Origin of the sequence: Capnocytophaga leadbetteri, assembly GCF_003054025.1 — a bacterium.
Classification (GTDB): domain Bacteria; phylum Bacteroidota; class Bacteroidia; order Flavobacteriales; family Flavobacteriaceae; genus Capnocytophaga; species Capnocytophaga leadbetteri.
Genome location: NZ_QBKG01000018.1, coordinates 22,315 through 37,763 on the forward strand (window position 1 = coordinate 22,315; position 15,449 = coordinate 37,763).

At 40.7% G+C, this 15,449-nt stretch carries 12 protein-coding genes; 1 reads left to right on the forward strand and 11 read right to left on the reverse strand.

Translation table 11 applies throughout. The annotated features are described in order from the left end of the window. Window positions 1-114 precede the first annotated feature (114 nt). Window positions 115-2,958 carry a TonB-dependent receptor gene (locus C8P65_RS10620; RefSeq protein ID WP_107782780.1) on the reverse strand — a complete coding sequence of 948 codons (2,844 nt, stop codon included), beginning with the start codon at window positions 2,956-2,958 and terminating at the stop codon, window positions 115-117. Between the two features lie 510 nt (window positions 2,959-3,468). On the opposite strand from C8P65_RS10620, the gene C8P65_RS10625 reads away from it, so the two are divergent. Next, a complete protein-coding gene (locus C8P65_RS10625) occupies window positions 3,469-4,788 on the forward strand; it encodes an MFS transporter (RefSeq protein WP_107782781.1) in 1,320 nt (439 codons plus the stop codon). 101 nt (window positions 4,789-4,889) lie between these two features. Here the strand turns inward: C8P65_RS10625 and lysS are convergent, their stop codons facing one another. The 10 genes from lysS to C8P65_RS10675 all read right to left on the reverse strand — a co-directional run. Further along, entirely contained in the window at window positions 4,890-6,578 is a 1,689-nt protein-coding gene (gene lysS / locus C8P65_RS10630) for a lysine--tRNA ligase (protein ID WP_107782782.1), read from the reverse strand. Between the two features lie 24 nt (window positions 6,579-6,602). Continuing rightward, the gene (locus C8P65_RS10635) at window positions 6,603-7,556 is read right to left on the reverse strand and encodes an acetyl-CoA carboxylase carboxyltransferase subunit alpha (RefSeq protein WP_107782783.1); all 954 of its coding nucleotides are present in this window, start codon (window positions 7,554-7,556) and stop codon (window positions 6,603-6,605) included. A gap of 72 nt (window positions 7,557-7,628) precedes the next feature. Beyond that, window positions 7,629-8,189: an adaptor complexes medium subunit family protein gene (locus C8P65_RS10640; protein WP_107782784.1), complete on the reverse strand. Its 561-nt coding sequence runs from the start codon at window positions 8,187-8,189 to the stop codon at window positions 7,629-7,631. An 86-nt stretch (window positions 8,190-8,275) separates the two neighbouring features. Further along, window positions 8,276-9,010, reverse strand: a complete 735-nt coding sequence (locus C8P65_RS10645) for an energy transducer TonB (RefSeq protein WP_095914451.1) — start codon at window positions 9,008-9,010, stop codon at window positions 8,276-8,278. Window positions 9,011-9,052: 42 nt separating this feature from the next. Next, window positions 9,053-9,430, reverse strand: coding sequence for a VanZ family protein (locus C8P65_RS10650; protein WP_107782785.1), 378 nt, complete (start codon window positions 9,428-9,430; stop codon window positions 9,053-9,055). Then, the gene (gene gcvH / locus C8P65_RS10655) at window positions 9,423-9,803 is read right to left on the reverse strand and encodes a glycine cleavage system protein GcvH (RefSeq protein ID WP_107782786.1); all 381 of its coding nucleotides are present in this window, start codon (window positions 9,801-9,803) and stop codon (window positions 9,423-9,425) included. Before gcvH ends, C8P65_RS10650 begins: the two co-directional genes overlap by 8 nt. A gap of 71 nt (window positions 9,804-9,874) precedes the next feature. Continuing rightward, window positions 9,875-11,362, reverse strand: coding sequence for a GH3 auxin-responsive promoter family protein (locus tag C8P65_RS10660; RefSeq protein WP_107782787.1), 1,488 nt, complete (start codon window positions 11,360-11,362; stop codon window positions 9,875-9,877). Window positions 11,363-11,387: 25 nt separating this feature from the next. Further along, window positions 11,388-11,981 carry a peptide-methionine (S)-S-oxide reductase MsrA gene (msrA, locus tag C8P65_RS10665; RefSeq protein ID WP_107782788.1) on the reverse strand — a complete coding sequence of 198 codons (594 nt, stop codon included), beginning with the start codon at window positions 11,979-11,981 and terminating at the stop codon, window positions 11,388-11,390. Between the two features lie 16 nt (window positions 11,982-11,997). Beyond that, window positions 11,998-13,560 (reverse strand): replicative DNA helicase, encoded by a 1,563-nt coding sequence (gene dnaB, locus C8P65_RS10670; protein WP_107782789.1) that lies wholly within the window; start codon window positions 13,558-13,560, stop codon window positions 11,998-12,000. 170 nt (window positions 13,561-13,730) lie between these two features. Then, window positions 13,731-15,449 (reverse strand): T9SS type B sorting domain-containing protein (locus C8P65_RS10675; protein ID WP_170069106.1); only part of this gene is annotated, 1,719 nt, incomplete at its 5' end.

Here is a 15,449-nt window from a genome sequence, read left to right on the forward strand (position 1 = left end):
AAGTATGTTTTAGAATTATGAGGTGCAAAGATACAAAAAAATAGCAAATAATTGACAAATAAAAAAAGGCCACCTTCCCGGCAGCCTTTTATGTTTTTTATTGTTTTTATTTAATTAAAAGTTATAGCGTACGCCAAAGCTAAAGGTACGACCATCACCAAAGTATACTCTGTTATTTACATCTATACCCTTATAGGTTATACTTCTATCAGTAGCGTGTATATTATCATACGACTCGTTTATATAATAAGTATCTAACAAATTATATACGTGTGCAAAAAGTGAAATACGTTGTTTTTCAGTAAGTTGCCATTTATAAGAAGCCCCTAAGTCGAACAAATGAAAAGCAGGTAATCTCAACGCTCCTTTTTCAGCGGCTTGTTTAGAAGTAAATGAAGAAACGTTCAAATTTGCATATAAGTTATCTACATATCTCCAATCTATATCTATTTTCAGATTATCAATAGGCGATACTATTAATCCTAGGGCAGCAGTCGTCTGAGCTGTTGTTCCTACTTTCACATCTTCTAAGAAAAGTTTTGTTTGAGCAGCGCTTCCTGCAGGTACTTCATTACCTTGCAAGTCTATCGGATTACTGTTTTCGTTGATAAGGGTACCAGTAGCATCTCCTTTATAAAACCAATCCCCTAACGAAAGCATCGCATTTACTTTCAGATATTTATTGATCTTAGCATTAGCTTCTAATTCTACACCTTGGTGTACTTCCTCAATCCCTAAAATATTGGCAAAAGCACGAATTTCGTTTCCTCCTACTGTCAAGTTATTAGGTTTGCGCAAAAAGCGGTCTTTCCAAGAAGTGCGATATAGGTTCAAATTAGCATTAACAAATTCCGATTTAAAACCATACCCTAATTCCATTCCCAATATCTTTTCATTAGTAACCAACGGGTTCAAGAAGTTTTTATAATTAGGATAAACTGAGTCAAAGAAAGGTTGTTTTGAATAATAACCTACATTAGCAAATACATTGTGCTGCTCATTAATATTATAGTTTACACCACCTTTAATATTATAACCTATAATATTTTTAAAACCTGTTTTAGTATCCATAGCAGTTGCCGGATTACCTCTTACTGCCAAAGTACCTGGCTTCATAAAGTTATCCACACGTTGGTAAGATTGTACTGAAGTAGAACCCTGTACAAATGCTGAAAAATGATCATCTGAATACTCAAATTGAGAGAATAATCCAAACCATTTTACCTCTCCATCATTACTATAGCCTATTTGTTCTTCTACCGGAGCTACTTTAGCAAACGGATTAAAAGATATATCTGCAGGCTTTACAGCATTTATAATATTCTGATTACGAGGGGCAGTTACATTTTTATTTGAAGTATCGTAGTACGAATTACCACCTAACAAATCTGTGATTACCTTATGGTGATATCCGTAATAATATCTTGCATCTAACCCCATATTAAATGTGAAGTTTTTGTCAATTTGGTGCTGAAGATTAGTCAAAATTCCATACCAGTCGTGCGAGTTCACTGAACCGCCACGTGCAAAACCTTGTCTTCCTCTAAACTTCTGTCCATTAGGAGCTGTTACTTCTCCCTCTCTATTTATTTCCCCTGGGTGCTGCATTGGGGCTAATCCCTCTACTGTTTCCCCTTTGTTATAGCGTACCACTTTATCAAAGTCTATAAGACCATCTTCAGTACGTACTGACGAAATGTTTACATTCTTCAAAGAATAAGTAGTACCATTAGGAGTAATAGCAGAACCTTGTCCCTCATTGCTTGACCCCATACCTCTACCTACTGAAGCGTAAAGCACCGTACTCAAAGAAGTACTTTCGGTAATATGCCAATCCCAATTCAACATCGCTACAGGCTTGTGATACACATTTCTTCTGGTTGAAAACTCTTCACCATTTAGGTAGCCCCAATCCGAGTTATAACGTCTGTTAGGCTCATCTGCTGTACCTCCATAGCGTTGATAATTTTGTATAGAAGTAGAATAACGTTGATGGTGCCATTGCGGAGCGCCTGTAAACATCAACTGAAAACTGTGTTTTTTAGAAGGCTCATATCCTAACGCAAAATAATAACTATAAGCATCAAAGTTAGTACCATCAGCATACTTACGTCCCCAGTTCTTGCTAAACAACACCGATGCCGACCAGCCTGTGGTACTCTTACCCGTGTTATACGATACCGAACCCTTATATTCACCACTGCTACCATAACTTGCATAGGCAGTACCTCCTTCACTCATATCCGAAGCACGCGTAATAAAGTTAATCGTACCTCCTACTGAAGCAATTGCTATTTTCGAAGCCCCAAGTCCGCGCTGTATTTGCATAGCCGAAGTTACATCCGATAGCCCAGACCAGTTACTAAAATAAACAGTACCACCCTCCATATCATTCACAGGCATACCATTTACCATTACAGCTACGTTTTTACTATCAAAACCTCTCACATTAATATTCGAGTCTCCAAAGCCCCCTCCACTTCTCGAAGCGTATACCGAAGGCGTACGGTTTAGTATCTCAGGTAGTTCACGAGTGCCGAGTTTATCTACTATCTCAGCCGCCTGAATAGTCGATACTGCCACAGGTGTCTTGCGTTCCTTAGCAATATCTATAAGGGTACTCTTAGCAGTTACTACCACTTCCCCAAGCGATTGCTGATCGCTCTCAAGCACCACTCTTAAGTGTGCCTTCCCATTAGTCAGTTTATAAGGCACAGCCTTAGTTACATACCCTAAGTACGACACCTCTATAGTACCCGTATTGGCACTTACCGTTAGGCTGAACTTACCGTCCATATCTGTCGAAACCCCGTGCGCGGTACCTTTTACCAGCACGCCCGCTCCCATCAATGGCACTTTCTCCTCACCATCAATAATTTCGCCCGTTACTACACCGCTTTGTGCATATAACACAGTTGTCAGTAAGAAAATCGCTACGTTTAAAAACCAGTTTTTCATTGTTTTAGTCAAATTAGTTATCCGTTATTTGTCAGCGCAAAGGTACTGCTTTTTTTTATATAACCTACACTTTTCGTAAACTTTTTATAAAAACTTTTTTTCAACGCCTCTCTGCTTTTGAACAGAAATGTTAAAACGAAAAAATATAACATTTTATAACTTCTGAATATCAGATATATACAATAAAATGTTACAAATACAACAAAAATAAAACGTTAAAATTTAACTATTTTTTAAATATAACCTTACCTTTGCACGCTTAAAAAATTATATCATTCTTTACAAAAAGCATATTTTTTCTCTTATCTCATTTTTCTCATTCCTTAACTGAAGGAAAATTGACAGAGTTTATGACGAACGATGAGCGAAGGATGAGCGAAGGATAAGCGAACGATGAGCGAAGGAAAGTCGGCGAGCTGGCGCAGCCGAGTATGTGACGAACAAAAGTCGGTAAGTTAGCACCGAGTATGTAACGAACGATAACCAAAACATTAATACTTAGATATTGTAATGAGTAAAAAGAAACTCTGTACTAAAGCCTTTATATTTGTAGCGATACTGTTTTTCCTCTTTGGCGGACTAACAGTACTCGTTCAATTATTACTTCCTCACCTACGCGATGTATTCGGACTCAACTATACCCGTACGGGTCTGATAGTATTCTTCTTTTTCTTGCCTTATCTATTATTTTCTATTCCCACAGGATGCCTCCTCTCCAAAATAGGCTATCAGCGTGGCATTACCTTAGGCTTAGCCCTGATTGCATTAGGTGCTTTACTTTTTCATCCTGCTGCTGACGAACGCTCTTTCTCTCTTTTTATGGTTGCTATTTTCGTATTAGGTAGCGGAATAACTTTTTTGCAAGTAGCAGTCAATCCGTATGTAGCAGCGCTGGGAAGCGAAACCACTACCCCCAGCCGACTTACGTTCTCACAGGCCTTCAACGCTTTAGGCACAACTTTTGCCCCTATAGCTGCTGCTGTGTATATACTAAAAGATGAGGTAAAAAGTTCAATCGAAATTAATCAGCTCAATTATATAGATAGAAGCTTTTATTTTCAAGCGGAAGCATTAGCTATACAGATTCCCTCTCTTTATATTGCCTTAGGGGCTATCATATTAGCCCTTGTTTTCTCGGTTACCAAACTGCCTTATGTCAATTTAACTACGGAAGAAGATATAAGCAAAGAAAGCTGCTTTTATTTATTAAAAAAGAATTCTGTAGTATTAGGAGCAATAGGAATTTTTGTATATGTAGGGGCTGAAGTAGTTATAGGCAGTTTTGCCGTCAATTATTTTGTAGAAATTAATATAGAAAAAGAAATTTTAGAGAGTCCTACTATGAGTACTTTACTCATTGGTCTTGGCAAAATACTAGGCTCTGACCTTACCTCAGCTGACCCTAAAGCTATTGTGGCTATATTCTTAACTTTCTATTGGGGGAATGCTATGATAGGGCGTTTTATAGGGGCATACCTTACTAAGGTATTTGCGCCTGCCAAAGTACTAATGCTTTCCTCATCAATAGTCATTCTACTCATTCTCATCTCTATTAATGCCGATGGACTGTTATCTATGTGGAGTTTATTATTCATCGGACTGTTCAATTCTATTATGTTCCCTACTATTTTTGCATTGAGTAGTGAAGGGCTTGGAGAGATGAAAACACAAGCGTCTGCTATTCTCTGCACTATGATTGTTGGCGGTGGTTTCATACCACTCCTTTATGGCTTCTTCACCGATTATGTAGGGTTCAGAATGGCTTTCTTTATACTCATACTTTGTTATGGCTATATTCTTTTCTTTGGTTTCTATAAAACAAATGGATAACCTTTCTATTAACAATTAATAAATTTACAATTAACAAAAAAACTTTGCCAAAGGTCTTCTACAACCTTTGGCAAAGTTTTTTAACTATATAACTGAAATTCCTATTTAGTTAATTCTACAAATAGTTCTTCTCCTTCTTTTGCCACTTTTGCTACTTTCTTGCTGGTAAGTCCTTTGATAGCCTTATCCCATTTCTTATTAGAAAGAGCTGCTTGTTCTTTAAGCGCATCAAGTAACAATTTCTCTGAGGTTTTTAGTAGTTCAAAGATTACCTTTTCATCTTCAGATAGCTCTACACCTTTCTTTTCGGGGCGCATTTGCGGGAAGAAAAGCACTTCTTGTATGCTCTCATTATTGGTTAGGAACATAATTAATCTATCCATCCCAATTCCCAAACCAGAGGTAGGTGGCATACCATATTCAAGAGCGCGCAAGAAATCTTGGTCAATAAACATAGCCTCGTCATCTCCTTTTTCTGAGAGTCGCAATTGCTCTTCAAAACGTTCGCGCTGGTCAATAGGGTCATTGAGTTCTGAGTAAGCATTAGCAATCTCCTTACCACATACCATTAACTCAAAACGCTCTGTAAGATCAGGATTATCACGGTGTTCTTTAGTAAGTGGCGACATCTCTTTAGGATAATCAGTGATAAAGGTAGGCTGAATAAAGTTGCCTTCGCACTTCTCTCCAAATATCTCATCTATCAACTTACCTTTGCCCATTGTCTCGTCGACCGCTATACCGATGGAGTGTGCAAAAGCTCTCAATTCTTCTTCTGTTTTCCCTGTAATGTCAAAACCAGTAAACTGCTTAATGGCATCGGTCATCGTTACACGAGGGTAAGGTGCTTTAAAATCAACTGTGTGAGCTCCAAAAGTTGCTTTAGTAGTACCATTTACTGCTATAGCACAATGCTCAAGCAAACGCTCAGTAAAGTCCATCATCCAATGATAATCTTTATAAGCCACATAGATTTCCATTGCAGTAAATTCTGGGTTATGAGTTCTATCCATTCCCTCATTGCGGAAGTTCTTAGAGAACTCATACACACCATCAAAACCTCCTACGATAAGGCGTTTTAGATAAAGCTCATTGGCAATACGCATATAGAGCGGGATGTCCAATGCATTGTGATGAGTGATAAACGGACGCGCACTAGCCCCCCCTGGGATAGCTTGTAGTACAGGTGTCTCTACTTCCAAATAGCCTGCCTCATTAAAAAACTGGCGCATCGCATTGAACAGTTTTGTACGCTTGATAAACACCTCTTTCACTTGAGGGTTCACCACCAAATCTACATAACGCATACGATAGCGCTGCTCAGGGTCGGTAAAGGCATCGTGCACTTTGCCATCAGCATCTACTTTAGGCATAGGCAATGGGCGCAATACTTTAGAAAGAAGAGTAAAGTTCTTAACCATTACTGTCTTTTCACCCATCTTAGTGATGAACAAATACCCTTCTACTCCTATAAAGTCACCTAAGTCAAGAAGTTTTTTGAATATCTCATTATAAAGCGTTTTATCCTCTTCCGGACACATTTCATCGCGGTTGAAGTAAAGCTGTACACTACCTTCACTATCTTGTAGGGTAGCAAATGATGCTTTTCCTTGTACACGTAGCGACATTAATCGCCCAGCAACGATGACTTCCTTGCCCTCCTCATAATGTGTTAGTATGTCCTTAGAGGTAGTATTTACAGGATATAGTGGAGCAGGATAAGGATTTATCCCCAATTCTTTTAATTTGGTTAGTTTTTCTCTACGAATGATTTCTTGTTCTGATAACATCTTTTTAATAATTAATGTTTAATACTACTCCTTATAAACACCCATACTGAGGTATTTATCCATACGCTTCTCTACTAACCTATCAGCGGGGAGTTTTTTAAGTTCTTTATAAGCTGCTAAAATCACTTTGCGCACTGTTACAAACATTGCTTCGCGATCGTGATGTGCCCCTCCTATAGGTTCTTTGATGATTTCATCAATGAGTTTTAGCTTTTTCATATCAGGAGCAGTAAGTTTCAAAGCTTCAGCAGCTTCTTTTTTATACTCCCAGCTACGCCATAAAATAGATGAACAAGATTCTGGCGAAATCACTGAATACCAAGTATTTTCTAGCATATATACCCTATCGCCTATACCTATACCCAAAGCTCCTCCTGAAGCTCCTTCGCCTATAATAAATACAATAGTAGGCACTTTTAATCGCGACATCTCTAAAAGGTTACGAGCAATAGCTTCTCCTTGTCCGCGCTCTTCAGCCTCTATACCTGGGAAAGCACCTGGAGTATCTACAAAACAAACTATCGGAATATTAAACTTCTCAGCTTGCTTCATCAGGCGGAGAGCCTTGCGGTAGCCTTCAGGGTTTGCCATACCAAAATTGCGATACTGACGCGTCTTAGTGTTCACCCCTTTTTGTTGCCCTATAAACAAAAAGCTCTGGTCATCAATCTTACCAAAACCACCTATCATCGCCTTATCGTCTTTTACGGTACGGTCGCCGTGTAGCTCAAGGAAAGTATCTCCTGCTAAGGCTTTGATGTAGTCAAGGGTATAAGGACGGTCGAGGTGACGCGATATTTGCACGCGCTGCCACGCTGTCAGATTACCATAGATATCTTTCTTTACTTGGTTTAGTTTTTTTTCTATTTTCTTGCAAGCATCGCTCATATCCACTTCACTTTCATCACCAATGAGCATACACTTTTGCATTTGTTCTTCTAACTCTTTTATAGGTTGTTCAAAATCTAAATATTCCATAACAATTCGTTATTTGATTTTCAGAGGGCAAAGATACAAACTAATTAGCAAATTAGCAAATTTGTAAATTGGCTAATTTTCCAATTTCCCTATTTCATATTTATAGCGGTATAGCACAGATACTATTTTCCCGTCTTTGCGCGCAGGTTGTAGCACAGGCAGTTGTGCAATAACTCGCTGTACCTCAGCGGTTAAATACTCAGTAGGCAGCTGCATTTTTAACGCTCTCACCACCCCATCAGTACCAATACAAAGCGTTAGCTGAATAACCCCTTTTGCACATATATCGCCTGAAATCTTAAGATGTTCCCTCATAAAATCGTCCATACTCTCTTTGAAGCACTTCCATTGGTATTTGGCAGCCACCTGCGCACATTTGCCACTGAAAGCAGGCGCTTCGCTCACTAATAGGTAGGGTATAGCTTTTTGCACTTCAGGGTCTTGTATACTATCTTGTAGCGATGTTAGGGTCTGTAGTGTTTCTTTTGGGGGCTGATAAGCAAACATTCTACTGCTATCGGTTAGCTCGGCAGTATACGTTTCTTTGTGAAAAATATTGAACAAACTAATCGATACCGAGATAAACGATACCAGCAAAGCACAACCTGCCCCTATTTTATTAGATGATTCCATACAAATTTGCTAATCTACTAATTTTACAAAACGACAATAAGCGCACTTTTTTAAGCGCGCTTATTGTATTATATTTTTAAAGCAAATTAAGATTGTAGTTTAAAGTTGATAGGGTAAGCAAATGTTACTGGGGTAGGTTTACCACGTTGTTTACCTGGGATAAGCTTAGGCAATTTTTCGATGATACGTTTTGCTTCAGCTTCTAATAGTTTATCAGTACCGCGAACCCCCAATACAGTGATAGTACCATCAACATTGATACGGAAACTCACATTCACTTTCCCTTGTATACCCATCTCTAAAGCTGCAGGTGGATAGACGAAGTTTTTGCTCACGTGTTTATCCAAGTTTTCTTTGAAGCATTGAAACTGTCTGTCTTTAGGCTCGTTTTTGCAAGCTTCAAACATCGGTTTATCTTCAATGATAGTAAAAGGTACATCAATAGGAATATCATCTACTGGTTCAGAAGGTTTGATATCCTTTACTTCAGCTACTTTTTCTTCTTTAGTAGTTTCGTTGCTGGCAATTGCTTGCTCTTGGATATTAGCCTTGTTGTCTACCACTTCCACGTCTTGTACTTCAGCAGGAGCTGGTGGTGGCGGTGGTGGCGGTGGGGTATCAGGAGCTTCTACCACGAAGTTTTCTTGATCCTCATCAAGTGCCTTATTTACCTCTGACTGTCGATCGTCTTGCTTAGCTTTGTCATACATTTTAGCTTCAAAGCCCCATAATGAGAGACCTGAAACGATAGCAAAACCAATAGCAAAGAACAATCCACTACTTTTTGCCAAGTCGGCTTTCGGATTTTTTTTAGGTTGCATAATGATTTTCTTTTAAAAGGTTATTAAATTATATTTTAACAATTATCTAAAAAGCTCTTTATATCTTGTCATAAAAAGTAAAGCAACAATTATGCCAAACGTGTTAAACACCATATCCATAGGGTCTGCCGACCGTGTGGTGGTTAACCACCCTTGTAGCAATTCTATCGTGCCTCCTAAGATAAAAGCACTTACAAAAGCCCACAAATTGAGTTTTTTAGCACTTTTGATAGCTTGTGTTTCTTTACCAAAACTTACTATAAACAATACGGTATACCCAAAGTAAAACCCAAAGTGTACTACCTTGTCTAAGTAAGGAATTCGCGGGGCATCAGGCATTTCTTTGCCCGATATAAGGCAGAGGATAAATATTATTAGCACCCATACCCCCCATGCTATAGAGTATTTATACTTAAGCATCGATGAGTTGTCTGTATTCTTCTGCTGTTAGTAGGGTGTCCCACTCTTCAGGGGCACTCATTGCTATCTGTATCATCCAACCTTCGCCATAAGGGTCGGTATTCACCACCTCTGGCTTGCGAATTAGTGGCTCGTTAAAAGCTATCACTTCGCCACTCACCGGCATAAAAAGGTCTGAAACCGTTTTTATAGCTTCTACCGTACCAAAAATAGTATCCTGAGGCAGAGTTTCGCCTACCGTTTCTACTTCTACATATACGATGTCACTCAACTCTCGTTGCGCAAAGTCGGTAATACCTACTGTAGCGGTATTGCCCTCGCGGCGCACCCAAGCGTGGTCTTTAGTATATTTCAAATCAGACGGAAAGTTCATATCGCAAAGGTTTGTTTATTTATAAAAGCGTGCCAAAAGTAGTACATTATTTTGAAACTGCCAAATTTTTCTTAAAAAAGTTTTAATTTATCTACTACACTACGGTCATTTGCCAATCGCTGTATTTTGTTCTGACCACCGAGTTTGCCAAGCGACTTCATATAGCTAGCAAACCCTCCAGCAGGTACTTCAGTAATTTTTAGCGGCTGTAGCACCTTACCCTGTATTAGGTCGTAATAATACATATTTTGCTTTTGTAATGCCTCGTCTATCACTTGCGCAAAACGTTGTATATCAGCAGGTTTTTGTTCAAATTCTACAAACCACTCGTGGTAAGGCAATTGCCCCTCAGTAGGATTGACTTGCGGAGCTACGGTAAACTCAGTAATCCCTGCCCCTGTAGCTTCAAGTGCTTGCTGCATAGCTTCTTCTACCTCTTTGGCTATCACGTGTTCGCCAAAAGCCGAAATAAAATGCTTAATACGCCCTGTTACTACTATACGATAAGGAGCAAGAGAGGTAAACTGTACCGTATCACCTATATTATAGCCCCATAAACCTGCATTGGTAGAGATAATAAGGGCGTAATTCACCCCTAACTGTACCTCTTGTAGAGGCACCCGCTTAGGTTGCTCGCTAAAGAAAGTATCAGCTTCTACAAATTCGTAGAAAATACCCGCATTGAGCAATAAAAGCATTCCTTTTTCGGTCTGACTATCTTGGTAAGCAAAAAAACCTTCGCTGGCAGGGTAGAGCTCTATACTATCTACCTTCCGCCCTATAAGGTGCTCAAACTTTTGTCGATAAGGCTCGTAGTTCACCCCTCCGTAGATAAAAAGATTGAAGTTAGGGAAGAGCTTTCCTACTTTCAGCCCTGAGCGTGTATAGAGTCGCTCGAAGTACATTAACACCCACGAAGGAATACCGCTAATAAGGGTCATATTTTGCGAGAAAGTCTCGGTAACTATAGCTTCTACCTTTGTCTCCCAATCCTCAATACAATTTGTTTTATAAGAGGGCATACGGTTGCGCTGTAAGTAGGCAGGCACGTAATGGGCTACAATCCCTGAGAGTCTACCGGTTTTAATACCGTTTTTTTCACCCAATATCGGACTCCCTTGCAGGAATATCATTTTCCCCTCTACAAAAGCAGCTTTTTTAGTTTCGTGTATATAGCAGAGTATGGCATCGCGGGCTGCCTGTATGTGGAAAGGCATAGAGGCTTTGGTAATAGGTATATACTTTGCCCCACTGGTAGTGCCTGAAGTTTTGGCAAAATAGAGTGGTTTTCCTTTCCATAGCACATTGGGTTCCCCCTCCACTACCCTCTCTATATAAGGGCGCAATGCCTCATAATCGCGTATGGGCACACGGGCTGCAAAATCATCATAGTTTTTAATCTCATCAAAATGATGGTCGCTCCCAAAAGCCGTGTCTTTAGCTTGTGCTATCAGTTGCTCAAATACCCTTTGCTGTGTAGCGATAGGATTTTTTGCCCATCGGTCTATCCTTTTTCTAACAATAGCGGCAAATATTTTTGAAAGATACGATTTTATCATCTTTTTTTTGAATTTTGAGTATGATTCAATTCTTAATTGGATAAAGCCTTTTAAGAGGGCATCGGTTACCACCAAGTTTAATCGGGTTTGCCATTCTGGCATTAGCGAGTACCTCAGGGGCGATATGACAATCTACTGAAGGAAATTTAGCCAAATAATCGGTATGCCAGTCTTCAGCAGGCTGAAATACCCTAAAAGGTTCGCACTCTACCACTATGGGCTGTGTATAATGGGTAGCGAGCTTGCGCAGGGCGTGCTCAGCGGTAATGCGCTGTTGCTCATTCACGTAATAAATGCCCGTGCGGTAATGAGTACCTACATCAGTGCCTTGCTGATTGAGCGAGGTAGGGTCAATAGTAGGAAAAAATAGCGCAAGCAGTTTCTTAAAACTCAGCTGCTGAGGGTCGTAAGTCAGCTTTACAGCCTCAGCATAACCCGTCTCGCCCGTTACCACCTCTTCGTAAGTAGGCTTATTAGTATGTCCGTTTACGTAGCCCGATTGCACGCTTAGTACTCCGCGCACTTGCTTAAAAAAGTGCTCGGTACCCCAAAAGCATCCTCCCGCTAAGTAAATTACTTCGGGCTCTGGTGCTGACTGTATAGGCTGTCTTTTCTTCATCTGTTAGTTATTTTTTTTAAAATGGAACACCGGTATCATCGGTAGGCTCAGGAGTGCCAAAAGCCTGCGAGGGTTGCCCTGTAGGTAGGGGCTCAAAGGCTACCTTATCATTCATCTTCGAACCTAACTCTTGAGTAGCAAAAGGTGTATATCCGTATTCATCTAAATTAGCAAACCTACCCAAATGCCCTTCAAATTTCAAGCGTATATTATCTAACCCCCCATTGCGGTGCTTAGCTACTATAAACTCAGCTTGCCCTGCTGTAGGGGTTTGGGCTTCGTCATCCCATTCGTTAATCTTGTAGTATTCAGGTCGATAGATAAACGAAACGATGTCGGCATCTTGCTCTATAGCTCCAGACTCGCGCAAGTCGGATAGCTGCGGACGCTTATGTCCTGGGCGTGCCTCTACATTACGCGAAAGCTGTGATAGGGCGATAACAGGTATGTCTAACTCTTTAGCTAATGCCTTCAGGTTACGCGAGATAGTAGATATTTCCTGCTCACGGTTGCCTACCCCTTTGCTAGCGCCTGCCGTCATCAGCTGTAGATAGTCGATAACTATAAGCTTGATGCCAAATTGGGTAGAAAGGCGGCGTGCTTTAGCGCGGAGGTCGAATATAGAAATCGAGGGAGTATCGTCTATATACAAAGGAGCTTTTTCGAGATCTTTTACCTTAGTATTCAGCACAAACCACTCGTGTTCTTCGAGTTTTCCGGTACGCAACTTTTCTGACGAAAGTCCTGTTTCAGAAGAAATCAGACGGGTGATAAGCTGTACTGCCGACATCTCGAGCGAAAAGAAAGCTACCGGTATGTTCTGCCCTACGGCTATATTGCGCGCCATCGAAAGGGTAAGGGCTGTTTTACCCATACCAGGGCGTGCGGCTATGATAATAAGGTCGCTAGCTTGCCAGCCTGAGGTCAGTTGGTCGAGCTTAGTAAAGCCAGAGGGCACCCCACTAAAGCCATCGGTTTTATTAGAAAGTTCTTGTATTTTTTTCAGTGCCTTTAGTACCAAATCGCCTGCTGCTTCGCTTGAGCGTTTTAGGTTGCCTTGGGTTACCTCATAGAGCATCTGCTCCGCATTGTCTAATGAGTCGAACACATCGCGGGTATCATCATAAGCGTCTTCTATGATTTTGGCTGATATTTCTATCAGCTTTCGCTTGATAAACTTCTGCAAAACGATGCGGGCGTGAAACTCTACATTGGCAGACGACGATACTCGTTGAGTGAGGTTGATAAGGTAAAACTCACCTCCTGCCGCTTCGAGGTTGCCCGTACGGCGCAACTGCTCGGCTACGGTCAGTAGGTCGATAGCTTCTGATTGGTTGAAAAGCTCAAAGATAGCCTGATAGATAAGCTGGTGTTGTTTTTTGTAAAAAACCTCAGGGTTTAGAATATCTATAACATCATCAACTCCTTTCTTATCAATGAGCATAGCCCCCAAGATAACTTCTTCGAGATTAAGGTCTTGAGGGGGTATTTTGCCGCGCTCGATAGTAGGCTGCGGACGTGAGTTCCGTTGCAAAGACGGGGTATTTTCGAGTATAGGGGTTATATCAGTATCATTCATACGGCAAAGGTAAGAATAATTTGCCAATTAGCAAATTAGGAAATTATTTATCCTTCGCTCATCGTTCGCTCATCGTTCGCTCTTCCTATATCTTGTATAGGTAATAAAAAAGCTCAGGACATAAATCCTGAGCTTTTTTATTATCAAATTAGCTAATTGGCTAATTAATTTTACCTCTTCAAGTATAACCAACCTACCATAGATTGCTGTTGATTGTTCTCATCTACGTATTCAATAACGTAATAGTAAGTACCCTGTGGCAACTTGTCGGCTGCCTCTATCGTTACTCGTCCGTTAGAGATGCCTTTGAATACGTTGCGAACATTATCATAGCTTTGTGCCTCCCATACTTTTACTCCCCAACGGTTGTAAATACGCACCGTATTGTTAGGGTAAGCCTCTATACCTGCTATATGGAAGTGATTGTTCTTATCGCCGCCTACTGATATACCATTGTACACTATTAGCTTATGAGTTACCTCGATGCTCACTGTAGCCGTTGCACAACCATCGGCGTTGCAAAGCTCGTAAACAAAGGTATCAACCCCCTTAAAGCCTGTGTGTGGTGTATACTCTATAGTACCATCAGGATTTACTACTGCTGTACCATTTTGCGGTACTGTTACCACATTAGGAGTTGTAGCTCCGTTAGGGGTGTCATTCGATAGTACATCAATAGTTACCGGCGTATTGCGAGGTGTTGCCGCACTATCATTAACTGCTACTGGCACAACTGTTGGCGTTGGTGTTGGCGTCGGAGGCACTATCACTACTACTGAGGCTGTACTGCATATGCTAACTCCTTTTACACATACATTATAGTTGATAGTGTAAGTGCCTGAAGGCGTATATGGTGGTACCATTACTTCGCCTGTTGATGGATTAATAAATGGTACATTGCCCGTTGTAGGAGTTGAGGTACTGATAGTTACACTATTTACCGATGGGTTTGGCACTCCATTTAATTTGTCATTAGTAAGAATATTGCCTACTAACTGTGTACCCGTATAAGTAAAGGTGTCGCCATTTGCCTCGATAGTAGGCGTTACTACATCGCTCACGACTCTCACTTCGACAAATGAAGTAGCACAAGCTCGATCGCTACCACGAGTAGCACAGATAGTATACGAAACTGTATAGAATCCTACTGCTGTGTTAGACGCTACCGATATAGTACCATCATTATTGAGGGTGAAGCCTGTAGGGGTAGCAGTCGTCCAAGTAAGAGATACTGTTCCTATAGTAACTGGCAATCCTTCGAGGGTATCGTTAGTTAGTACGCTTGTTACCATGCCTCCTATTGTGGTGCGGATAGTTACTGTACCATCAGGATTAGCTACTATATTAATAGGTGCCGTTGGGGTGTTTACCCCTACTACAGTTACCGTTACTGTTGTAGGTGTGCTACAATTGCTGCTGTTAGCTCGCTCGCACAAGTAGTAAGTCATAGTATAAGTACCGCTTGGCGTACCTGTTGGAATAATGACATTACCAGTACTTGGGTCGATACGTGGCGTTGTAGCGCTTGTAGGTGTAGCTGTATGGATAGTTACACTCGCTACCGTTGGTGTTTGTCCGCCGATACCATCATTAGTAAGAATATTGCCTACTGTTGTTGGGGTGGTAATAGTACCCGTTACGGTATATTCTTCGCCTACTGTTATTATCGTTGGCGTTACGGTTGGAGTGCTTACCCCTACTACGGTTACTGTTACTGTTGTAGGTGTGCTACAATTGCTGCTATTAGCTCGCTCGCACAAGTAGTAAGTCATAGTATAAGTGCCGCTTGGCGTGCCTGTTGGAATAATGACATTACCAGTACTTGGGTCGATACGTGGCGTTGTAGCGCTTGTAGGTGTAGCTGTATGGATAGTTACACTCGCTACCGT